Origin of the sequence: Mucilaginibacter rivuli (assembly GCF_019391655.1) — a bacterium.
GTDB classification, from domain to species: domain Bacteria; phylum Bacteroidota; class Bacteroidia; order Sphingobacteriales; family Sphingobacteriaceae; genus Mucilaginibacter; species Mucilaginibacter rivuli.
Map to the genome: position 1 here is coordinate 788,062 of NZ_JAHXPQ010000002.1, position 22,624 is coordinate 810,685.

18 protein-coding genes are annotated in these 22,624 nt (G+C 42.5%); 10 read left to right on the forward strand and 8 right to left on the reverse strand.

Going from position 1 to position 22,624, the window contains the following annotated elements; genetic code table 11:
- Window positions 1-7: 7 nt before the first annotated feature.
- The 5 genes from KXQ82_RS07155 (at window position 8) to KXQ82_RS07175 (ending at window position 7,288) form a co-directional block, all read left to right on the forward strand.
- Window positions 8-868, forward strand: coding sequence for a hypothetical protein (locus KXQ82_RS07155; protein ID WP_219487469.1), 861 nt, complete (start codon window positions 8-10; stop codon window positions 866-868).
- 75 nt (window positions 869-943) lie between these two features.
- A complete protein-coding gene (gene proB, locus KXQ82_RS07160; protein WP_219487470.1) occupies window positions 944-1,978 on the forward strand; it encodes a glutamate 5-kinase in 1,035 nt (344 codons plus the stop codon).
- Between the two features lie 4 nt (window positions 1,979-1,982).
- Complete coding sequence (locus tag KXQ82_RS07165) at window positions 1,983-3,230, forward strand: glutamate-5-semialdehyde dehydrogenase (protein WP_219487471.1); 1,248 nt, start codon at window positions 1,983-1,985, stop codon at window positions 3,228-3,230.
- Window positions 3,231-3,282: 52 nt separating this feature from the next.
- Window positions 3,283-4,368, forward strand: a complete 1,086-nt coding sequence (locus KXQ82_RS07170) for a DNA topoisomerase IB (protein ID WP_219487472.1) — start codon at window positions 3,283-3,285, stop codon at window positions 4,366-4,368.
- A gap of 370 nt (window positions 4,369-4,738) precedes the next feature.
- Window positions 4,739-7,288, forward strand: a complete 2,550-nt coding sequence (locus KXQ82_RS07175; RefSeq protein WP_219487473.1) for a TonB-dependent receptor — start codon at window positions 4,739-4,741, stop codon at window positions 7,286-7,288.
- A 192-nt stretch (window positions 7,289-7,480) separates the two neighbouring features.
- Here the strand turns inward: KXQ82_RS07175 and purE are convergent, their stop codons facing one another.
- The 3 genes from purE to KXQ82_RS07190 all read right to left on the reverse strand — a co-directional run bounded on the left by purE (window position 7,481) and on the right by KXQ82_RS07190 (window position 9,437).
- Window positions 7,481-7,960, reverse strand: coding sequence for a 5-(carboxyamino)imidazole ribonucleotide mutase (gene purE, locus KXQ82_RS07180; RefSeq protein WP_219487474.1), 480 nt, complete (start codon window positions 7,958-7,960; stop codon window positions 7,481-7,483).
- Window positions 7,961-8,092: 132 nt separating this feature from the next.
- Complete coding sequence (locus KXQ82_RS07185) at window positions 8,093-9,232, reverse strand: 5-(carboxyamino)imidazole ribonucleotide synthase (RefSeq protein ID WP_219487475.1); 1,140 nt, start codon at window positions 9,230-9,232, stop codon at window positions 8,093-8,095.
- Between the two features lie 28 nt (window positions 9,233-9,260).
- The gene (locus KXQ82_RS07190; protein ID WP_219487476.1) at window positions 9,261-9,437 is read right to left on the reverse strand and encodes a hypothetical protein; all 177 of its coding nucleotides are present in this window, start codon (window positions 9,435-9,437) and stop codon (window positions 9,261-9,263) included.
- A gap of 321 nt (window positions 9,438-9,758) precedes the next feature.
- Here KXQ82_RS07190 and KXQ82_RS07195 point away from each other — a divergent pair, with 321 nt between their 5' ends.
- The 3 genes from KXQ82_RS07195 to KXQ82_RS07205 all read left to right on the forward strand — a co-directional run bounded on the left by KXQ82_RS07195 (window position 9,759) and on the right by KXQ82_RS07205 (window position 13,832).
- Window positions 9,759-10,376, forward strand: coding sequence for a hypothetical protein (locus tag KXQ82_RS07195; RefSeq protein WP_219487477.1), 618 nt, complete (start codon window positions 9,759-9,761; stop codon window positions 10,374-10,376).
- Between the two features lie 160 nt (window positions 10,377-10,536).
- Complete coding sequence (locus KXQ82_RS07200) at window positions 10,537-12,516, forward strand: DUF1800 domain-containing protein (RefSeq protein WP_219487478.1); 1,980 nt, start codon at window positions 10,537-10,539, stop codon at window positions 12,514-12,516.
- Between the two features lie 35 nt (window positions 12,517-12,551).
- The gene (locus tag KXQ82_RS07205; protein WP_219487479.1) at window positions 12,552-13,832 is read left to right on the forward strand and encodes a DUF1501 domain-containing protein; all 1,281 of its coding nucleotides are present in this window, start codon (window positions 12,552-12,554) and stop codon (window positions 13,830-13,832) included.
- 212 nt (window positions 13,833-14,044) lie between these two features.
- On the opposite strand, the gene KXQ82_RS07210 is transcribed toward KXQ82_RS07205, so the two are convergent.
- Together KXQ82_RS07210 and KXQ82_RS07215 are read right to left on the reverse strand one after the other, a co-directional pair.
- Window positions 14,045-15,058: a glycoside hydrolase family 43 protein gene (locus KXQ82_RS07210; protein ID WP_255563497.1), complete on the reverse strand. Its 1,014-nt coding sequence runs from the start codon at window positions 15,056-15,058 to the stop codon at window positions 14,045-14,047.
- A gap of 59 nt (window positions 15,059-15,117) precedes the next feature.
- Entirely contained in the window at window positions 15,118-15,987 is an 870-nt protein-coding gene (locus KXQ82_RS07215; RefSeq protein ID WP_219487480.1) for an AraC family transcriptional regulator, read from the reverse strand.
- Window positions 15,988-16,133: 146 nt separating this feature from the next.
- Here KXQ82_RS07215 and ppsA point away from each other — a divergent pair, with 146 nt between their 5' ends.
- A complete protein-coding gene (gene ppsA / locus KXQ82_RS07220; RefSeq protein ID WP_219487481.1) occupies window positions 16,134-18,623 on the forward strand; it encodes a phosphoenolpyruvate synthase in 2,490 nt (829 codons plus the stop codon).
- A gap of 66 nt (window positions 18,624-18,689) precedes the next feature.
- Here ppsA and KXQ82_RS07225 read toward each other — a convergent pair whose 3' ends face one another.
- From KXQ82_RS07225 to KXQ82_RS07235, 3 genes are all read right to left on the reverse strand, one after another.
- Window positions 18,690-18,923, reverse strand: coding sequence for a type II toxin-antitoxin system HicA family toxin (locus tag KXQ82_RS07225; RefSeq protein ID WP_219487482.1), 234 nt, complete (start codon window positions 18,921-18,923; stop codon window positions 18,690-18,692).
- Between the two features lie 125 nt (window positions 18,924-19,048).
- A complete protein-coding gene (locus tag KXQ82_RS07230) occupies window positions 19,049-19,255 on the reverse strand; it encodes a type II toxin-antitoxin system HicB family antitoxin (RefSeq protein ID WP_219487483.1) in 207 nt (68 codons plus the stop codon).
- An 88-nt stretch (window positions 19,256-19,343) separates the two neighbouring features.
- Window positions 19,344-20,735, reverse strand: coding sequence for a DNA/RNA non-specific endonuclease (locus KXQ82_RS07235; protein WP_219487484.1), 1,392 nt, complete (start codon window positions 20,733-20,735; stop codon window positions 19,344-19,346).
- Window positions 20,736-21,054: 319 nt separating this feature from the next.
- On the opposite strand from KXQ82_RS07235, the gene guaB reads away from it, so the two are divergent.
- Window positions 21,055-22,524, forward strand: coding sequence for an IMP dehydrogenase (guaB, locus tag KXQ82_RS07240; protein ID WP_219487485.1), 1,470 nt, complete (start codon window positions 21,055-21,057; stop codon window positions 22,522-22,524).
- Window positions 22,525-22,624 lie beyond the last annotated feature (100 nt).

Sequence of the window (22,624 nt, forward strand, 5' to 3'; positions counted from 1 at the left end):
AATTAAAATGAAACCGGCTTATTTGCTGTTTATTAGTTTTTTATTTACTGCCAGCGTATATGGCCAATATACCTATGTGCCTTATAGCAATGGGGTTGAAATGCCAAACCGCAGGCTTGCCGCAAACCATATCAGTACGCAAAGCGCTTATACGTATCGTTTTGGTAATAAAGGCATAAAAGACTCCGTGCTATTGTGGACAAAGCATTATAAATACAATGAGCTTGGACAACTGGTAAGGATGGAAATCCGCGAGAGTGGTAAGAAAAACACGTATACAAAGTACCAATACAATCAAAACAATTACCTGGTAAAGCAGGTACAGGTTACAGAAAGATCAAAAACAAAGGCCGACTCTGTTCTGTTCGATTTTGACTACGATGCTTTTGGTAATCAGCAATTTATAGGCAGGTTTACAAAGGATACTTCCGATTTGCAGATCACGCATCAGATATACAATTCTAAAAATCAGCTTATCAGTGTTTTAATTAAGGTTAATGAAGCCGATTTTTTCACATCGCAAAACCTTACTTATAATGAGAACGGGGACCTGTCCATATTAGCATACCTTGATGCAGCCGGTAATACCATAAACGAATATTATTTCAGTTATGATTACCCTGCCAAAAAGCAAATGGTATCGGTAATAAAAAATAACAAACGGAAACTCTATCAGGCCTTTACCTACAACATTAATAAAGACCGTATCCGGTTCGAAGAGTTTAATTATGTTGATTACAGCAATATCGCTAATGCTAATCCTAACGCGGTAACAAAGTATTATGATGATAAGGGCTTATTAGGTACCGAGGTTACTTATCAGGGCGGTACTTTGATAAATTACGTGAAGTATATGTACGCAAAGTAGTTTTCTGAATAAAGCCCCAAAAAGCCTATATATTTTGTCGTCTTTTAGTAAATTTGGGCAATTTTATATACTACATTGATAAAGCCCATACTCGTTATTAAATTCGGTACTGCATCCATCACCACCAAAACAGGTGAGCTTGATGAAGTAGTGATGCAGGATATTGCCCGCCAGGTTGCTGCCATACATAATGATTATCATATTGTAATGGTATCATCGGGAGCGGTTGCCGCAGGTAAAAAATTACTAAAAAACTATACAGGTACCATTAGCGAACGCAAAGCAGCGGCTGCTATTGGTAACCCCCTGCTGTTAAATAAATACGCGAGCTTTTTTGCACCTTACGGGATAAACATAGCGCAAAGCCTTTGCGAGCGCCAGCATTTTAGCAACCGTAACCAGTTTTTACAGCTTAAAAAAACTTATGAAGACCTTTGGGCTAATGATATCATCCCGATAGCTAATGAAAATGATGTGGTAAGTAACCTTGAGCTCAAGTTTTCTGATAACGATGAGTTGGCTACACTTATAGCAGTTGGCTTTGGCGCTTCGGTATTGTTATTCAGTACTTCGGTGCCGGGGGTTTTGGATAAAGAGGGTAATGTGATACCCGAAATACCGGTAATAGATAGCGGTGCGCTTGCTTTGGCCAATAAGGAAAAATCGGCCCTGGGCTTAGGCGGTATGATATCAAAACTAACTTTTGCCCGTTTGGCTACCCGTATGGGCATTAAAGTGGTCATATTCGGTATCCGTACCGATGATGGTATTTTAAATGCCATTAAAGAGCAAACCGGCACCCTATGCCCGCCACAGGAATGCTCAATGCCTGCCCGTAAAAAATGGCTGGCCAGTGGCAGTTTGGTTACAGGCAGCCTGCAGGTTGATGCCGGCGCATACAAGGCCCTGCAAAATGGCCATAGCCTGCTTGCGGTAGGTGTAAAGGGCATCATTAATAAATTTGAATCGGGCGAGGTGTTTGAGATACTGGATGAGAATAGCTTAAGTGTTGCAGTAGGGCGCTCCAAAGTATCATCAGATGAGATAGCAATTAACCTGAAAACCACTAAATTAACCGTCGCTAATGCCGATGATATTGTATTGATATAAGCTTATGGAAACTATTCAACCTTTATTGCAAGAGGCTCAGCAGGCCACACGTTCCATCAAGCTATTAACGGATGCGAAGAAGCAACAGCTATTGCACCGTATGGCTGTGGCTATAAGTGAGCGCGCTGCTGATATCATATCAGAGAATAAAAAAGACCTGGATAGAATGGACGATGCCGATCCTAAAAAAGACAGGTTGCTGTTAAACGCAGCCCGCATAAAAGACCTTGCATCAAGTATTAATGAGGTTGCTGCCTTACCCGACCCAACAGGCCAGTTGATATTGGAGAGCACTACAGCAAATGGTTTACACATCCAAAAAAAGACGGTGGCTTTGGGTGTAGTAGGGGTGATATATGAGTCGCGCCCTAATGTAACTATTGATGTTGCCGCACTTTGTATCCGCTCGGGTAACGTATGTGTATTGCGTGGTGGCAGCGATGCTTTGTACACCAATATTGTTTTGGTAGGCATTATTCATGCTGTTTTAAAAGAGTTTGGCTTAGATACGGCCATTGTACAACTTTTACCTACCGACCGTAAGTTCATCATCGAGATGCTTACTGCGGTAAAATATATTGATATTATTATTCCACGCGGCTCACAGCAGTTGATAGATTACGTACGCGAAAATTCGAAGGTGCCAACTATTGAAACCGGCGCAGGCGTTTGCCATACTTATGTTGAGCAAACTGCCGATATCAGTAAAGCGGGACCTATTGTGATAAATGCCAAGGTATCGCGCCCATCGGTTTGTAATGCACTGGATACCATTTTGGTTGACAGGCCTGTCGCTAAACAATTACTTAACCTTGTTGCCCCCGGCTTGCTGGAATACAACGTAGAGATATTTGCCGATGAGGTAAGTTATGATATTCTGAAAGAACTTAATTACCCACACCTGCAAAAAGCTTCGGAAGATGATTTTGGTCGCGAGTTTTTAGACTTTAAGTGCTCGGTGAAGGTTGTTGACGGATATGACGAAGCCGTTAAGCATATTGCTGAATATTCATCCAAACATTCTGAAGCGATCATTTCAACCAACCCTGAGTTATGCGAACGCTTTTTAAATGAAGTGGATGCGGCAGCGGTTTATATTAACGCTTCTACCCGTTTTACAGATGGCGGCCAGTTTGGTTTAGGTGCCGAAATTGGGATATCTACCCAAAAACTGCATGCCCGTGGGCCATTCGCTTTGGAGAAGTTGGTGACTGAGAAATGGTATGTGAGGGGTGATGGGCAGATAAGGTAGTTAATATTTTATCGTTCTAAAACATTCTTTATTTAGCCTTGTTGGTCATCCTATGAACCGACTGCAAAATAAATTAGAGAAGATAGGTCGCGACCCTAAAATAACCGCCAAAGCCGTAGGGCTGCGTTATATAAGCGATTCAGCGCCGGGCTACACACGCAAGCCTGCTAAAAATGGTTTTAATTTTTATGATCCGGATGGAAGGATCGTTAAAAGCAAAGAGCTGATACGGCGATTCACCAAACTGGTTATCCCGCCTGCTTATACTAATGTGTGGATATCGCCATACGAGAATGGCCATCTGCTGTTTACCGGCAAAGATGCCGCCGGGCGTAAGCAATACCGTTACCATGCCGAATGGAACCAGATACGCAACCACTCTAAATTTCATCGTATGCAATTATTTGCCAATCATCTGCCGGCTATACGCCGGCAGGTAGCTAAAGATATGCTGCGCCACGGTTTAGGGTACCAAAAGGTGCTGGCACTTGTAGTAAAAGTTATGGAGCTAACCAGCATAAGGGTAGGGAACGAGGCCTATAAGAAATTATACAATTCTTTCGGTTTAACCACCCTGCAAGACAGGCACGTTAAAATTGATGGTGCCGAATTAAGGTTCGAGTTTCGTGGTAAAAAAGGCGTTTATCAAAAAGTATCGCTTAAAAGCAAACGCCTGGCTAACCTGATCAAGCAATGCCGTGATATCCCCGGTAAAGAATTATTTCAATATTATGATAGCGAGGGCAAGCGCTGTACCATTGGTTCGGGCGATGTAAACAATTACCTTAAGGAAATAACAGGGGAGGACTTTACCGCTAAAGACTTCCGTACCTGGGCCGGTAGTGTTAGCGCGTTGCATGCCTTTAAAACAGCCGGTGGCTTTGAAACGCTTACTGAGTGTAAGAAAAAGATAGTTGGCGCGCTTGATGAGGTGGCCGGTAATTTAGGTAATACCCGCACGGTGTGTAAAAAATACTATGTGCACCCCGCAGTTATTAAAAGTTATGAAGATGGCACCATACTCAAGCACATGGATAGGGTTGAAGAGAGTGAGAATAGCAAAGAAGTTGGACTTAATTTTGCTGAAAAAGTATTACTTCAACTTTTGGAAGCAGAAAGTATGGCTAAAGCCGGATAGTTATATTGCTCATTTATAATATATTATAATTTATTTTTAAATAAAATTTGGAGTGATTGGTTTTCGTAATATATTTGCCTACTAATTCTATAGAGTTTATGTATAATTATAAAGCAAACCAAACTTCAAGTACCCGAATGCACTACTCCGCTGCATGTTGTTGCTATTGTTAAAGCACTAACACTATCGATACCAATAGGGTATCACAAGCATCAGTCAACAATTTAATTTATAACAAACAAATTTCATGAAACTTACTAAGGCATTAAAAATGGTGCACTCTATAACACTTGCGCAGGCACCTGATAATAATGTGTATAGTCAAATTAGTACAGGGAACATGGATCATTCAACTATAAATCTTAAAATAATGAAAAAAAAATTACTCATGCTCTTGTCATTTATACTGGTGACTGGATTTGCTTTTGCCCAGAACACCATTACGGGTACAATTAAGGATAGCAAAGGTCAGGCTCTTCCAGGTGCAACCGTATTAATACGAGGTACAAAGAAAGGCGTAAGTGCTGATAAAGATGGTAACTTCTCGCTTACCACTAATGTACAGCCACCTTTTTACATACGGATTAGTTCTGTTGGTTTTAAGCCCCAGGATTTTCAGGTTTTAAACTTTCAAAGTGCACCATCAGAGTATGTACTTGTTGATGATGACCAATTACAGGAGATCGTAGTGGTTTCAAGGAGGCGTAAAGAGGTAGTTCAGGATGTACCTATCCCAATTACGGTAATAGGTGGCCAACAGGTTGACCAAACCGGTGCCTTTAACGTTAACCGTATTAAAGAACTGATCCCGTCTGTACAGTTGTATACATCAAATCCACGTAACACAGGTATCAATATCCGCGGCATAGGTTCACCATTTGGTTTAACTAATGATGGTTTGGACCCGGGTGTGGGTTTTTATGTAGATGGCGTATACTATGCCCGCCCAGCAGCTGCAACACTTGATTTTATTGATATTGAGAATATTGAAGTACTGCGCGGCCCTCAGGGTACTTTATTTGGTAAAAACACCGCTGCAGGTGCAATTAACATTACCACACGCAAAGCCAGCTTTACACCGGGTATATCGCTGGAAAGCAGTTTTGGTAACTATGGTTATATACAAACCAAAGCATCCGTTACCGGCCCTTTAGGTAAATACTTTGCAGCGCGCGCATCTTTCTCTGGTACCCAGCGCGATGGATTGATCCAAAATACACGTACCGGGGTACCGCTCAATACAATCAATAACATTGGCGGCCGTGCACAGTTATTATTCCAGCCATCGGATAAAGTAACCATCACTTTATCAGGCGATGTATCAAACCAAAACCCTAACGGCTATGCGCAAGTAGTTGCAGGTGTAGCGCCTACATACCGTGCTGCATACCGCCAGTTTAATAACATTATTTCCAGTTTAAATTATTCGCTTCCATCAACCAATGCCTTTGACAGGATTGTTGACCAGGATGCGCCCTGGAGATCTGGTAACCAAATAGGAGGTGTTACATTAAATGCTGATTTTAAAATTGGCCCGGGTACACTTACAAGTACTACCGCGTGGCGCTACTGGGATTGGAAACCGAACAGCGACCGTGACTTTACAGGATTACCGGTGTTAACCAAATCACAAAATAACTCAAAACACCACCAGGTATCCGAAGAAATTCGTTATGCCGGTAATATTTCCGACAAATTAAGCGGTGTAGTAGGTTTGTATTACTTAGATCAGGAAATAACAGTTAATGGCAGGGAAGAAGCCGGTTCGGCACAATGGCGTTTTGCACAAAGCAATACCAATACATCACAATGGCAAACCCCCGGTTTGTTTGAAGGATATGGTATAACAACCAATTCGTCAATCAAAACACAATCGGCCGCAATATTTGCCAACGTAGATTGGACCCTTGGCAGCGCATTCCACATTATTCCTGGCGTTCGTGTCAACTACGATAAAAAAGATGTTTATTATAACAGAACAGCCGATGGTGGTATTACCATAACAGACCCTACGTTATTGAGCTACCGTACAGCTTTATACAGCAGCCAGTTTTATACTACTAACTTTGATGAGAAAAACTTTACCTACCAGGTTACGGGCTCATACAGGCCGGGTAAAAAAATCAACCTGTATGCTACTTACTCAACCAGTTACAAACCATCGGGTGTTAACGTAGCAGGTTTACCGGCCATTAGCGGTGCCCCGGCGCTTAACCTGGCAGTAATTGCTCCCGAAAAAACAAAACATATTGAAATTGGTGCTAAAACCAACCTGATCCAAAACCTTACATTTAACATCACCTTCCATAATTCGGATATTGATGATTATCAAACCAACGTTCAATCGCCTGATCCTGGTGTAAACCGTGGTTACTTAGCCAGTGCCGAAAAAGTGAACGTTAAAGGCTTTGAATTTGATGCAAGCTATACCGCAGGTAAGCACTTTTCTTTCTTTGCTTCGGGTGCTTATACCGATGCCAAATATGTTACGTTTACCAATGCTCCACTACCATTGGAAGAAACAGGTATAAGTACAACTGTATTTTCTAAAGATATTTCAGGCTCACAACTTCCGGGCGTATCAAAGTGGACAACATCTGCGGGTGCAGAATTTACAAACGATGCGAAATTTATCAGCGACAACTCAAAGTTCTTCATCGGCGCGGATAATTATTTCCGTTCACGTTTTTCATCAAGCCCAACCCCGTCAGCATATTTAAATATTGCAGGTTACACTTTGGTTAATGCCAGGTTAGGTTTTAGGGCAACACGTGGCGTATCTGCTTATGTTTGGGGCCGTAATATATTCGATCAGAATTATTTTGAGCAGTTATTACCTGCCGGTGGTAATGCAGGTCAATACGCAGGTGTACTTGGCGATCAGCGTACTGTTGGCATAACATTGCGCTACGTATTATAATATGATTGTGAGGCTATTTATGAAAAGAATAGCCTCACATATCTTGAATTGTTTTTTTAAGTAAATAGTTGGTTCGAGCGGATAGGTGTGGTTACCTATCCGCTTCTTTGTTTGAAAGAATCAGAAGTTAATTTCAGGAACAATAAGTGCTTTTAATGGGAATTATATAGATTGATTTACACTATACTTATTTCACATGTCTTTAGCCGATTCCTCAACTTTCCGCTTTAGCTCTTCCTTAAAAGTGATCAGATTCTTCACTATCGCCTCATCAGCTGTGGATAATATTTGCGCGGCCAATATCCCCGCGTTCTTTGCGGCGTTTAGAGCAACCGTTGCCACGGGTATACCATTAGGCATTTGCAGGATAGAAAGTACCGAATCCCAGCCGTCAATAGAATTGCTCGATTTGATAGGCACGCCAATAACTGGCAAGTGCGTTAAGGATGCCACCATTCCCGGTAAATGCGCCGCACCGCCTGCCCCGGCTATAATTACTTTAAGGCCACGGCCTGAAGCTTCGCGGGCGTAGGTAAACATACGGTCTGGTGTACGGTGTGCCGATACGACGGTGATCTCGTACTCAACACCAAGTTCCTTTAATACGTCAGCAGCGTCCTGCATAACCGGCAGGTCTGATTTGCTGCCCATGATGATACCTACTTTTATCATTGATTGATTGATTGATTGATTGATTGATTTTCCATTACGTCATTGCGAGGTACGAAGCAATCCTAAACTATTCATATTTGTGAAATGTTATCGAGGATTGCTTCGTGCCCTCGCAATGACGTTTTTTTGTTATTAACTTATAACCTTAAGCGTCTCCTGTACATATTTCGCTGTCGAAATAGCTTTTTCTCGATCCGAATTTACAATCGTCACATGCCCCATCTTTCTGAAAGGTTTAGTGAGCAACTTCCCGTAAAGGTGAACATATACACCCGGGTGCTTTAACACTTCTTCCAAGCCCTGGTATTTTGCCGGGCCCTCGTAACCATCTTCGCCCAACAGGTTGATCATGATAGCGTGGTTCAGGTTTTTGGTATCGCCCAAAGGCTGGTTAAATATTGCGCGCAGGTGCTGCTCAAATTGCGATACGGTATTGCCTTCAATAGTTTGGTGCCCGCTGTTATGTGGGCGGGGGGCAACTTCATTCACTAAAATATTGCCTTGTTTATCTAAAAACATCTCCACAGCTAACAGGCCAACTATTTTTAAGCTTTCTGCTATTTTTTTAGCTATCTCTTCGGCCTTGTTTTGTATGGCTTCAGATAGGGTAGATGGTGATATTAAAAACTCCACCAGGTTGGCCTTAGGGTTGAACTCCATTTCTACCACGGGAAAGGTGCTCATATCGCCTTTGTCATTTCGCGCAACAATTACGGCTATTTCCTTTTCAAAATCTATCAGTTCTTCAATAATGCTTGGGGCGGTAAAGGCATTGGCCAGGTAGCTTTCATCAGCAACTTTGTACACACCTTTGCCATCGTACCCGTCACGGCGAAGTTTTTGGATGTAGGGATATTTAAAACCACTATCCCTTAATTCTGTTACCGAAGATATTGTCTTGAATGGCGCTGTCGGGATATCGTTTTCTTTAAAAAACTGCTTTTGCAGGCCTTTATCCTGTATCAGACGGATAACGCGGGGTTGCGGGTAAACCAGTACACCTTCGCTTTCCAACTGGTCGAGCGCGTCTACGTTTACCTTTTCAATCTCAATGGTGAGCATATCCACCGTTTTACCAAAGTTGTAAACAGTTTCATAATCGCCTAATGAGCCTATAACAAACTCATTGCACAATTTGCGGCAGGGTGCCTCGCGGTCAGGATCGAGCACCTTAATGTTTACATTGTAATTAATGGCTTGTTGTATCAGCATGCGGCCCAGCTGTCCGCCGCCTAATATGCCTAATCGAAGGTCTCCGTAAAATGCTTTCATTTTGAACTGCAAGTTTACCGCATTTCTTTTAAAGGATAAAGCCTTTTTTAACCAGCTTTACATAGAAAATGGTGTGAATGATAATAAAGATAGCTACGATCATTGTGCAAAGCCAGTCTTCGGCATATTTGTACTCTCGCAATGTAGGCAACGTAACCACTATTAATACGAGTATCGACCCTGTATAATATAAGGTAAATCTCAATGTTGTTTTTTTGAAGATACTGTGTTTAGCTAAAAACATCATCGGTAATGATAATATTGATAAAAAGAGATAAGATTCGACTGCAAATTCCAGCAATCCTTTAAAGTCGGAATCAAAATCGACAACATCATTAAAGTAATGATTGACAAATAGTGCAATAAGTGTAATAGCCGATGATAATACGAAAGTGAGCAGAAGATTTTTTAGTAGTTGTTTTATCATTTATACTTTAAATGTACAAATTTATTTTTATGGCATCTATTAAAACCTTTTTGCTTTATTACTGTCTAACAATCAATACTTTTAGTATTTTTAATTGCTTTGAGTACACAAAACCATATCGTAGAAATTCCAAGTCTGTTCAGTAATCAAATAAGCCGCAGGCTTGTTTTTGATACTGAGGGGATGACGATTGAAAAACCTTTTGGTTTTGACGCGATAGCCTACATCGCTGCTGAAGATTTTGCTTCGGTGAGGATGGGCATAAAGCGCCCACGGCTGCTTCGTTTTATTAATGGCAAACAATATGTTATCGAAATTAAGCTGTACGATGAAAGTATCATAAAAATAAAACTGAACAGCATTTGTAACCTTAGGGTTCAAAATTACGAAGATGCATGGGCAGATATGATAAGGCATTTATATACTTGCTATTTTTCCAGCCAGCTTAACCTATATATGGAGTTGTTTCACCTAAAACAAAGCTTTACCATTGGAGGGGTTGATTTTTATTATAACGGCATTTGCTGGGATAAACAAAATATTATTCAGTGGAACGAGGTTGCGTTAAGTAATTATCAATCTTACTTTGTAGTTCATCACCGCCAGGATGTGAGCCTAAACCGCATCTTCAATTTTTTAAATGTGTGGAACGCGCACATTTTACAAGCCATGATCAAATATGCGGTAGAAGATCATCAGCGTATGCTGAGCGAATGATCAAAAGAACACATTGGTTAAATGTTGTTATCTGTATTGAGGCTACGTAAATACCTGAAGGATAGCATTTCGCATTTTGTCACTAAATTTATATCGCTAATTAAACTTAACAGAATTTTTGCAGTCTGATAAATAGTTTTATAACCTAAAGCGTCATATTATGAAAGCACCTTTTAAATTCCCCGTTACGGCATTGGCCGTTTTTGTATCCGGAATTATGCTATCTTCTTTTCTTGCCGGGCCGCGTTTAGCTACAAAACAATTAGCTTTTCCCTATAAGCAAGCGGGTTTAACCGAGCGCCAGGCAGCCGCGCATTTACTCAACCGTTTTACCTACGGTGCAAAACCCGGGCAAATAGACGAGGTAGTTAAAATGGGGCTTGAAAACTGGTTTAACCAGCAATTGGCAGCCAACAATCCCGACGACTCGTTAAAAAATATGTTGAGCCAGTACGATGCGATAAATCTGACCAATGAACAGGTTGCCATGCAGTACCCCAATGGTGGCGCCATATTAAAAATGGCTATAAAAGATGGCGTTGTAAAAAAAGATTCGGCAGCTAAAGCGGCCAAAAAGAATGGCGAACTAAAAGCCTATATGCAAACTAAGGGCCTTAAGCCACAGCAGGAGTTGTACCGACAGTTCATCAATCAAAAAATATTAAGAGCAACATATACCAATAACCAGTTACAGGAAGTATTGACCAGTTTTTGGTTAAATCACTTTAATGTATCTCTTACCAAAGGCGATTGTGCGGGTTTTATCCCGGCTTATGAGCGCGATGTGATCAGGCCCAATGTATTGGGAAAGTTTGACCAGTTGTTATTAGCCACGGCCAAATCGCCTGCTATGTTATTTTATTTGGATAACTTTCAAAGTTCGGCACCTAATGCCAAACCTAACAATAAGTATAATGCCCGTTTTGTGCAAAATACACAAATGATGGCCGATCCTAACTCGCCCCAGGCTAAACTGCTTAACCAGGTACAGCAGGCACGCAAAAACCAGGGATTAAATGAGAATTATGCCCGCGAGGTAATGGAACTGCATACCCTTGGTGTTGATGGTGGCTATACACAAAGTGATGTTACGCAAGCTGCCCGTGTATTAACCGGCTGGGGTGTATACCCTATGGAAGGCGGTTATGGGGGCGGCGCAGGCAAAAAGCTGGTAGAAACGGTTGGCGAAAACAATATGGCCAGAAATGGTTTTGTGCACCAGGGCGATTTCCTGTTTAATATCAACAGGCATGATAAAGGCGAAAAAATAGTATTAGGGCACCAGTTTGCTGCCAACGGCGGTTACCAGGAGGGTGTAGACCTGTTGGAAATGCTGGCGCATAACCCGGCTACTGCTAAATTTATCACTAAAAAAATAGCGGTTCGTTTTGTGAGCGATGTACCGCCTCAAACCTTGTTGGATAAAATGTCAAAATCATATACTGAGCATGATGGCGATATTAAACAGGTACTGATAACAATGGTTAACTCTCCTGAGTTTTGGAGCAAGACAGCTTTGCGCGAAAAAACTAAATCGCCCTTTGAGTTGGCTATCAGTTCGGTTCGTGGTTTAAACGCGAGCGTGAACCAGCCCTTTGCCTTAAATCTTTGGGTAACTAAAATGGGCGAAAAAATGTACTATTACCAGGCCCCTACAGGCTATCCAGATAAGGGCCAATATTGGATAAACACCGGTGCTTTGTTAAATCGTATGAATTTTGGTTTGGCACTGGCATCGCAGCGAATACCGGGTATTAAATTTGACCTGGCTGCTTTAAATAATCACCACGAGCCTGAAAGTTCAGACGCGGCACTGGCAATTTATGGTAAAATTATGATGCCGGAGCGTAACCTCGACCAAACCATTACACGCCTTAAACCTATGCTTAACGATCCGGACTTGTTGAAAAAGGTGGATGATGCTGCGAATAAAACCGCCGCCCCAACGCAAATGGACATGAGCAGTGATGATATGATGACCAGCAAGCAGGAAGGTAAGGCACTCAAAGCAAAAACAAATAAAGGCGGTGTCAAAGAAGAAAGATTAGCTTACGCGATGCAATCAGGACAAGGCAATAACTCCATGCTATCGCAGGTGGTTGGTATTTTGATCGGCTCGCCTGAATACCAAAGAAGATAATTTAAGAGATACATCAACCGATAAAACGATAAACCATGACAACCAGGAGAGGATTTTTAAAATCAGGAGGATTAGCCCTGTTCGGCATAAGCTTAATGGGCGGTATCCCGGCATTTATTGCCGAAGCAGCGGCAAGTAATAAAAACATAGGGCCGTATAAAAAGAAAAAGATAATGGTCTGTATATTCCAGCGCGGTGCGATGGATGGCCTGATGGCAGTTACCCCGTTCACGGATACTTACCTGCAGGCAGCAAGGCCTACCTTGTTTTTAACCGCTGCAAAAGGGGGCAACGGTAACCGTACTCCGCTGATAGACCTGGATGGTCGTTTTGGTTTGCACCCGGCAATGAGTGCCTTTGAGCCTTTATTTAAAAGCAAACAACTAAGTATTGTACATGGCATAGGCTCACCAAATAACACCCGCTCACACTTTGATGCGCAGGATTATATGGAGTCGGGCACGCCGTTTAATAAAGGTACCGCAAGTGGTTGGTTAAATCGTGCTACAGGCCTGTTGGGGCATGATGCCGGCACTACACCTTTCCAGGCGGTGAGTTTAACATCGGCTATGCCGCGCTCTTTCTATGGCGATAATCCTTCGGTAGCCATCAGTAACCTGCAGGATTTTGCCATCCAGATGCGTGGTAACCAGGCTGGGGCCAACATGGCAGCTAAAAGCTTTGAAGACCTGTACGATCAAACATCATCAGGTTTACTGAAAACAACAGGTAAAGAAAGCTTTGATGCAGTTAAGATGCTGCAAAAGGTTGATACAAAGAATTATAAACCTGCCAATGGCGCGGTATACCCTAACAGTTCGGTAGCTAACTCATTGAAACAAATAGCCCAGCTCATTAAAATGGATGTTGGCTTGGAGATCGCCTTTACCGAATCGGGCGGTTGGGATACACACTTTAACCAGGGATCGGATACAGGTATCTTTGCCCGTAACGTAGATGACCTGAGCAAGAGCATGGTTGCCTTCTGGACCGACCTTGGCCAGTACCAGGATGATGTAACGCTGATGACCATGACCGAATTTGGCCGTACCGTAAAACAAAATGGAACAGGCGGAACTGACCATGGCCGCGGCTCGTGTAACTTCATCATCGGTAACGATGTGAATGGCGGTATTGTACACGGTAATGTAGCGCAATTATCAGTTGAAAATTTGGAAGATGGCCGTGATTTGGCTGTAACTACAGATTTCCGCTCCGTATTCAGCGAAGTGGCAGACAAGCATTTAAAAATAAGCAATGATAGGGTTCTCTTCCCGGATTGGAAGGGTGAACACATCGGTGTAATGAGAGCTTAGTATTTTACCTAACATCTACCTATGTTAGCAAGGCAGGCGAGAGATCGGCTGCCTTTTTTGTTGGTTATATTGCGGGCGTTTGACTCACCCCGGCGTAGCTTCGCCGCCGACCCGCTCTGCGACAAGTCGCAAAGAGGGTGAACCTCATTTTTTTACCCTCTTTCCCGCTTGCGGGAGAGAGGGTCGCCCAGCGAAGCATTGGCGGGGTGAGTCTACTTAACCGCCGCCACACCTTCGCTGGTCATTACCACCCGTTTCATCGTCCCATCAGGATTGTAATACAAATAATCAATACACACGGAGCGGTGAAAGCTTCCTGCATCGGGTACTAACGCGCCATTGTGATATATAAAATAGGTTTTCCCTTTAAAATCAATAATGGCCTGGTGGTTAGTGTTGGAGTTACCCGCTATCTCATTTAAAATACCTTTATAAACCCATGGGCCTTTGGGGCTTTTGCTCATCGCGTAAGCTATTTTTTCGGGGAACTCATAAGCGTAGCTCAAATAATACCAGCCCTTGTGTTTGTGCAGCCAGGGCGCTTCGGTATAATGTGGCAAGCCTTCAACTTTCACTATCGGCCCGTCGGCCTCTATCATATTGGGCTTTAGTTTGATGTAATAACAGTTGGTGTTTCCCCAATATAAGTAGGCCTGTCCATCGTCATCAATAAAAATGGTAGGGTCAATATCATCCCAGCTTATCTTCGAATCCATGGTCATATCGTTAGTGATAATGGCCGAACCACGCGCGTCTTTGAATGGCCCGGTAGGACTGTCAGAAACTGCCACACCAATGGATTTACCATGTATGGTACCGTGACTTATGGCTACATACCAGTAAAATTTACCATTTCGTTCTATCACCTGCCCGGCCCAGGCATCATCCTTAGCCCAGGCAAAGGCTTTTACATCCAGCGGGCTGGGGTGCTCTGTCCACGTCACCATATCCGATGATGAAAAGCATAGCCAATCGTGCATAACGTAACCTTGACGACCTTTTGGCGCCACATCATGGCCGGTGTATAAGTAAACCTTGTCTTTATAAACCATTGCAGCAGGGTCGGCTGTGTATTCATGGCGGATGATGGGGTTGCCATCCGCATGTATGGTCGTGTCGGTTATCGATGGTTTATCTGTTTGTGGTTTGCCTGGTTTTATAAATCCCGACAAGGCAACTATAACAGCACAAGTTGCGCTAAGCAATAGTGTATTTTTAATTTTCATTTTGACACTTATAATTGGCTTTACAATATTACAAACATTAAATGAGCAATGCAATTGCATCAGTTTAAGGTATGATGATTTTTACGGTACTCCAACGGCGATTGCCCTACAATAGCCTTAAAATGGCGGTTAAAGTTGGAGAAGTTTTTAAAACCGCTTTCCCAACACACCACGGCAATGCTATAGTCGGTTTCTAACAATAGTTTGCATGCCTGGTTAACCCGTACTTCTAATAAAAATTCCGAATACCTCTTTTTAGTGCGTTGGCGAAAATACCGGCAAAAGGAGTGGGGTACCATATAAATAATGGCTGCAATTTCTTTCAGCGTGATCTCCCGGGTGAAATTATTGAGCGTATACTGATACACCTTGTTCAGCCTCATCTCGTCGGATTTATTTATGCTTTTGGTTTTAAATTTGGCTATGGGCGTGTTATCACTTCCGACGGCAATTACGTTAAGCAATTGCATCAGCAGGATGATGCGTTCGCTTTTTCCGGCAACGGCAATATCGTTCATTAGTTTTTTAGCTTTCTCTTTGGTTTCGCTATGGATACTTATACCATAGGCACTATTTTCCAATAAGATACTAATAGCCTTGTTTTCGGGGATGTTTAAAAATGCTGCGCCAAATATTGCCGGCTGGAAATGAATGGTGAGCGATTCTGCCTGCAGTGTGGAGTTGTTCTTATAATACTTTTCATCATTTTTAAACAGATGGGGCAGGTTTGATCCGATCAGGATAAGGTCGTCTTTTTTAAAAGTATCTACATTATCACCAATAAACCTTGCGCCTGTACCGCGAATGATCAATGTTAGCTCAATTTCGGGATGGTAGTGTAATTGATTGTAAAAATAAGGCACAACCTCATGACTGATACTGAAAGAGTATTCACTATTTACGGGCAGTTGGAGTAACTCTGGTGTCATTTATCATACTAAGATAACTATTATTTATACATAAATTAAATTATTAGGTTAAGATAGTATCAAAATTAGTTAATTGTATTTCAATTCGTATCAAATAATGCCCGCACCTTTACTGCCATAAACCAAACACCTGTAAAACTTATTTTATGAAAGCAGATAAATTTATATTGAATCTAAACCAGGTTGGCATTAATGATATTGAAATAGTTGGTGGCAAAAACGCTTCATTAGGCGAAATGCTGCAGAATTTGACAAACCTTGGCATCCGCATTCCGGGTGGTTATGTAATTACCGTTGCGGCTTATAAAGCGTTCATCAATTATAATATGCTCGAGGAGCAGATCAAATCCATTATTCAGTCAACTGATCTGAATAACCTGGATGCTTTACGCTTATGTGGTCAAAAAGTACGCCGCATGGTAGCTGCGGGTGTTTTTCCGAAGAACATTACTGAAGATATCGCGAAAGCATATACAGAACTGTCTCTATCCTATAAGCAAGATAATGTAGACGTTGCCGTACGTTCATCGGCTACAGCCGAAGACCTGCCCGATGCATCTTTCGCCGGTCAGCAGGAAACTTATTTGAACATTAGTGGCGTTGACGCTTTATTGGAAGCCGTTCGTAATTGCTTTGCTTCGCTTTTTACCGACCGCGCCATCAGCTATCGCGAAAGCTTTAAATATGATCACTTTGATATTGGATTGTCGGTTTGTGTGCAAAAAATGGTGCGTTCAGATCTTGCTGCCTCAGGTGTTGCATTCTCACTATGTACCGAAAGCGGTTTTAAAGACGCGGTGATCATTAACGGCTCTTACGGCCTGGGTGAACTGATCGTTCAGGGTTCGGTGTCGCCGGATGAGTTTATTGTATTTAAACCTACTTTGAAAAAAGGTTTCGATTCGATCATCGAGCGTAAGCTTGGTGTTAAAGATAAAATGATGGTTTACGGCAGCACCATCACCGAAAGGGTAAAAATTGTTGATACCGATAAAAAGCAACTGGATAGTTTTTGTATTAGCGATGAGCAGGTGCTGCAATTGGCCCGCTGGGTGGTGATGATTGAGAGCTATTACACCGGCATAAAAGGCTACTGGTGCCCAATGGATGTAGAATGGGCCGTTGACGGCGCAACCGGCGAATTATTTATCGTTCAGGCACGCCCCGAGACCATCCATTCCCGTAAGGAATACAATACTGTGGTTGAATACAGTATTAACGATGCTAAACGCCACGATAAACTGATACTGAAAGGTATTGCTGTTGGCGATAAAATAGCTACAGGCAAGGTGAATATATTGGTGGCACAAGGCAAAGACGATATCAGCCATATTGATTTTAAGAAAGGCGATGTGCTGGTTACCGACATGACCGACCCGGATTGGGAGCCGATAATGAAACAGGCATCGGCAATTATTACCAATAAAGGCGGCCGTACTTGTCACGCCGCTATTGTTGCCCGCGAGTTGGGTGTGCCCGCGATAGTTGGCTGCGGTAATGCTACTGAAATGCTAAAACAGGGCCGGTTAATTACCGCAAGCTGCGCTGAAGGTGATGCAGGTTTGATTTATGAAGGTGAAATAGCCTTTAAACAAACCGTATATAAACTGGATGAACTGCCTGCTACTGATACACCATTGATGCTGAACGTGGCATCGCCGGCTATGGCTTTTAATTTTTCGCACTTCCCGCAGGCAGGTGTGGGCTTGGCCCGCGAGGAATTTATCATCAATAACTATATTAAAGTTCACCCGATGGCTTTGTTAAAACACAAAGAATTGGGCGATACTGAACTAACCACATACATTAACCACCTGACACGCGGCTTTAAAGATGAAGAAGATTTTTTTGTAGAAAAATTAGCCTGCGGGGTATCAAAAATTGCGGCCGCGTTTTACCCTAACCAGGTAATAGTGCGCTTTAGTGATTTTAAAAGCAACGAGTATTTTAATATGCCGGGCGGCAAATATTTTGAGCCGACCGAAGAGAACCCGATGATAGGATGGAGGGGTGCATCGCGCTATTACTCTCCGGAATATAAAGAGGCTTTTGGGATGGAGTGCAAAGCCATTAAACTGGTTCGCGGAAAACTGGGATTGAAGAACGTTACCGTGATGATACCTTTCTGCCGTACCGTAAAAGAGTTGCTTCAAGTTTACGAAGTAATGAACGAATACGGCCTGAAACGTGGCGAAGATGGCTTACAGGTATTCCTGATGGCAGAATTGCCTTCTAATGTTATTATGGCTGAGCAATTTGCTAAACACATTGATGGTTTCTCGATTGGCTCTAATGATCTTACCCAATTGGTTTTAGGTTTGGACAGGGATTCATCATTAGTGGCGCATATTTATGATGAGCGTAACGAAGCCGTAAAAGGAATGATAACCATGTTGCTCAACACCGCCAAACGAGAAGGTGTGAAGGTGGGTATCTGCGGCCAGGGCCCATCGGATTTCCCGGACTTTGCACAGTTTTTAGTGGAGCAGGGCATAGGCAGTATTTCGGTTACCCCGGATTCGTTCTTTAAAACGGTACATGCCATACATAAAGTGGAAGAGGAAATTAAGGACACTAAAGGCGCTACTGTTGTGCCGTTGACTAAACATTTGGATACTTTGCCTTTAGCACAATAACAATACTATTAACTGACCAATTATAGTACCCTTGCGCCATGGCTTGTAAAAGAGCGGAGGCGCTTTTTATTTAAAGAAATCTTCTTTGGATATTTCTAAATGTTCAGCAACATCGCTAATTATAGAATTAAGTGTACCTAATCTTAGCGGGTCATGATTCGGAACAGTTACATGATGTTCGCCTTTAGCTGATGTTTTTGTTAATCGGATATGACTACCCTTTTGTCGAGAAACGTGGTAACCATATTTAGAAAGTACTTTAATTAATTCTTTTGCAGATAAATTTTTTGGCAGTATCATGACTGTGTGATTATGATTAACCGATTAGTTGTGATTAATAACTAATTCGATTGGATTATGCACAGTCCCGTTGTGCGATGAGATATTAATACTAAAACAAATATAGAAAAAGCTATCCACAAGTGTTAAACGGCTAAAACTTCTTCTTTAACAAGATGTAAGCGAATAATTTTCGGTAATTTATCATCATCAAAATGGCAATGCACTGCGTCCTTAATATTTACACGCAATTCTTCAATAGTATCACCTTCGGTAAAAATTGATTCACCAATAGCTTTAGCTGTATAGCCACCCTCTAACGCCTCCTCAACTAAAAAAAACACTTCGTTCATATATCAAATATAAGTTAAATCATCTTCATAACAAAAAAAACGCCGGACAATTCTGCCCGGCGTTGATATTTCATAGGTAGATGAAATATTAAAGTGTTCCTGTTCCTGAGTCTTTTTCGTTCTCTAAAACAGTGCGGATAGCGGATGGTACAGCACCAAGTAAAGTATAACCGGTCGCGGTTTCGATCGCTTTTACTGTGGTGATGTATTGGGTCCAGTCGCTGTTAATGGTATTGATGTTTGGTGTATCTATCGATATTACGCGGGTAGTGCTGGTAATACGGCTTAAATCGCTGTTGCCGTTTGGTATTACTACAACAACTTTCCATATGCGCGCAGGTACGGCTACATGGCCACTGTTGATGGTTGTTGCTGTGCCTGCCGAGCCTGTGCCGCCTGATCCATAGCTGCCCATAATAACGTAAACCTCGTTACCAGCGGTAACCAATGAGCGTGTATAGTTTTCAAAATTTGCCCATGTTTGCTGATTGTTGTTAGGTGCCTGCGGTATCATGTTATCCATCAGGAAAGTAGCAGAGTTAGCAGCAACGGTAGAGGTCCTGTCGGCCGAAGGGCAGTTATGGCCCCTGTCAAAACCTGAACCTGAGTAGCTTGTCGAACCAACTTCATACCAACCGGTAGGCAATGCGGTATCCGCACGGAAATCATCCTGGCGCGCTGCCGAGCCTAATGATGTTGGACCAACGTACCAGCTTGTCCAGTTTGGTTCGCCTTTATCGCGGTTGTAGCTATCAATATAATACGTGTGGTCGTACAGATAGTTGTTGTAGCTTGTTGTAACACTGGTAGTTGCGCCGCTTGGGTTACCTAACAGCATATTGCTGTTGTCGCCGGTTGTACCACCACCGCCGCCACCGCCCGAACCACTGTCATAGCTATTTACAGTAAATTCATCAATGTTAATGCGGTTGGTGCCGCCCGATGCTTTAACAATTTCAAAGCGCAGGTTACCCGCTAAGTTTACTGTGAAAGTTGCTGTTGCTATGGTGGTGCTGGATGTAGTAACGGTAGAGCCTACTTGCGTATAGGTGCTGCCACCATTGGCAGATACCAATAAATTCCAGGTTGATGAAGCATCAGAGCCATAAAGGGCATGTTTTACAGTAACGGTTGATGAGCCTGTAGTTACATCAAAATTCATTTTTACGATACCCGTGTTGCGAATACGTACTGATTGGGAGCCAACTTTTGCATCGGAAGTACTTGTGCCAACAAGGGCATCATCTAACGACCAGCTACCGCTGCCGAAAGTTACATTACCTACAGCATAGGCAGTTTTAGTGCCGCTTTCAAAACCTTCATCAAATGTTTGTGTAACGGCAAAGCTGTTTGAAATGTTGCTGATGCTGAATTTTGTTGATGTTGCCTGGTCGGGAGATACCTGGTCTGCAACTTGTTTTGTACACGATGCCAACATAGCTGCCGACAAAGAGTAAACTAATAGTTTTTTTAATTTCATAGTTTGAATGTTTTTTTTTTCAATTATACGGTGCCAACTAGGTGGTTGATGTTAAGTTAATGTTAAGAATATAGAATGTTAATAACTAAGGGATTGTGAAGGATTTCGAATTTCGGATGTTCGATTTCGGATTTATTTTGAAAAAGATTTCTGAAATAGTACTTTATTTTTGTTTTTAATCGTTAAATCCGAAATCAAAAATTCGAAACGGCATAGCCTTCTTGAGTTCCTTTTAAAAAAGAATAACAAACCACGAAAAATCCGAAATAAAAAGTCTATCTTTGCCCGGCAAATAATAACCCCAAAAACATTATTTGCCATGCAATCAACCCCCTCCAAATTTGTTAACGAAGGTTTAACGTATGATGATGTGCTGCTGTTACCGGCATACTCTGAAGTGTTACCCCGCGATGTAAATACCAGTAGTTATTTAACCCGTAACATCAGGTTAAATGTACCTATTGTTGCTGCCGCTATGGATACTGTTACCGAAGCGCAACTGGCTATTGCCATTGCCCAGGCAGGTGGTATTGGCATGTTGCATAAAAACATGAGCATACAGCGCCAGGCCGACGAGGTGCGTAAAGTAAAACGCTCTGAAAGTGGTATGATACAAGACCCCGTTACTTTATTGGAAACCGCGCTTTTAGCCGATGCCTTTAAAATAATGAAGGAATACAAAATAGGAGGGATACCGGTTATTGATGCAGACAGGAAGTTGAAGGGGATATTAACCAATCGCGATTTGCGCTTTCAAAAGCAAATGAGCAAGCCGGTGAGCGAAGTAATGACCAAAGAAAACCTGGTTATTGCTCCCGAGGGAACAACCCTTACCCAAGCCGAAGCCATATTGCAGGATTATAAAATTGAAAAACTACCCGTTGTAGATAAAGATGGTCGCCTGAGCGGTTTGATCACTTTTAAAGACATTCAGAAATTTAAGAACTACCCTGAGGCTTGTAAAGACGGGCATGGTCGCCTCCGTGTTGGCGCGGCCGTTGGTGTTACTGCTGATACTTTAGAGCGTGTAGAAGCGCTGGTAAAGGCTGGTGTAGATGTTATTGCGATAGATACCGCCCATGGCCACTCAAAAGGGGTTATAGATAAGTTAAAAGAAGTAAAAGCTAAATACCCTCAGTTACAGGTAATAGTTGGTAATGTTGCTACAGGCGCAGGCGCAAAGGCATTGGCTGATGCCGGTGCTGATGCTGTTAAGGTGGGCATTGGCCCGGGTTCTATTTGTACCACACGTATTATTGCAGGTGTAGGCGTACCGCAACTATATGCTGTTTATGAGTGTGCTAAAGCTTTGGAAGGCACAGGTGTGCCTGTTATTGCAGATGGCGGCATCAAACACACAGGCGATATTGCGAAAGCGATAGGCGCGGGTGCAAGCTCAATAATGGCAGGATCGTTATTTGCAGGGGTTGAAGAATCGCCGGGCGAAACCATCATATACGAGGGCCGTAAGTTTAAATCATACCGTGGTATGGGGTCGATAGAGGCAATGGAGCAGGGATCGAAAGACCGTTATTTCCAGGATGTGGAAGACGATATTAAAAAACTGGTTCCCGAAGGTATTGTTGGTCGTGTGCCGTTTAAAGGTACTTTAGCCGAGGTAATGTATCAATATGTTGGCGGTCTGCGTGCCAGTATGGGTTACTGTGGTGCTGCAAATATCGAAGCATTACAGAAAGCGCAGTTTGTACGTATCACTGCATCAGGTATCCGCGAATCGCACCCGCATGATATTACGATAACTAAGGAAGCGCCGAATTATACACGTTAATAAAAATCGCGTCATTGCGAGGCACGAAGCAATCCCCGATAGACAGGTTTGCAATATGCACAGCTTAAATGGATAGTTTAGGATTGCTTCGTACCTCGCC

What these genes read in the sequence shown, in the direction of transcription:
- KXQ82_RS07155 (WP_219487469.1), top strand. Translation starts at nt 8, where the DNA reads ATGAAACCGGCTTATTTGCTGTTTATTAGTTTTTTATTTACTGCCAGC.
- KXQ82_RS07165 (WP_219487471.1), top strand. Translation starts at nt 1,983, where the DNA reads ATGGAAACTATTCAACCTTTATTGCAAGAGGCTCAGCAGGCCACACGT.
- KXQ82_RS07170 (WP_219487472.1), top strand. Translation starts at nt 3,283, where the DNA reads ATGAACCGACTGCAAAATAAATTAGAGAAGATAGGTCGCGACCCTAAA.
- KXQ82_RS07175 (WP_219487473.1), top strand. Translation starts at nt 4,739, where the DNA reads ATGAAAAAAAAATTACTCATGCTCTTGTCATTTATACTGGTGACTGGA.
- purE (WP_219487474.1), bottom strand. Translation starts at nt 7,960, where the DNA reads ATGATAAAAGTAGGTATCATCATGGGCAGCAAATCAGACCTGCCGGTT.
- KXQ82_RS07185 (WP_219487475.1), bottom strand. Translation starts at nt 9,232, where the DNA reads ATGAAAGCATTTTACGGAGACCTTCGATTAGGCATATTAGGCGGCGGA.
- KXQ82_RS07200 (WP_219487478.1), top strand. Translation starts at nt 10,537, where the DNA reads ATGAAAGCACCTTTTAAATTCCCCGTTACGGCATTGGCCGTTTTTGTA.
- KXQ82_RS07205 (WP_219487479.1), top strand. Translation starts at nt 12,552, where the DNA reads ATGACAACCAGGAGAGGATTTTTAAAATCAGGAGGATTAGCCCTGTTC.
- KXQ82_RS07210 (WP_255563497.1), bottom strand. Translation starts at nt 15,058, where the DNA reads ATGAAAATTAAAAATACACTATTGCTTAGCGCAACTTGTGCTGTTATA.
- KXQ82_RS07215 (WP_219487480.1), bottom strand. Translation starts at nt 15,987, where the DNA reads ATGACACCAGAGTTACTCCAACTGCCCGTAAATAGTGAATACTCTTTC.
- ppsA (WP_219487481.1), top strand. Translation starts at nt 16,134, where the DNA reads ATGAAAGCAGATAAATTTATATTGAATCTAAACCAGGTTGGCATTAAT.
- KXQ82_RS07225 (WP_219487482.1), bottom strand. Translation starts at nt 18,923, where the DNA reads ATGATACTGCCAAAAAATTTATCTGCAAAAGAATTAATTAAAGTACTT.
- KXQ82_RS07230 (WP_219487483.1), bottom strand. Translation starts at nt 19,255, where the DNA reads ATGAACGAAGTGTTTTTTTTAGTTGAGGAGGCGTTAGAGGGTGGCTAT.
- KXQ82_RS07235 (WP_219487484.1), bottom strand. Translation starts at nt 20,735, where the DNA reads ATGAAATTAAAAAAACTATTAGTTTACTCTTTGTCGGCAGCTATGTTG.
- guaB (WP_219487485.1), top strand. Translation starts at nt 21,055, where the DNA reads ATGCAATCAACCCCCTCCAAATTTGTTAACGAAGGTTTAACGTATGAT.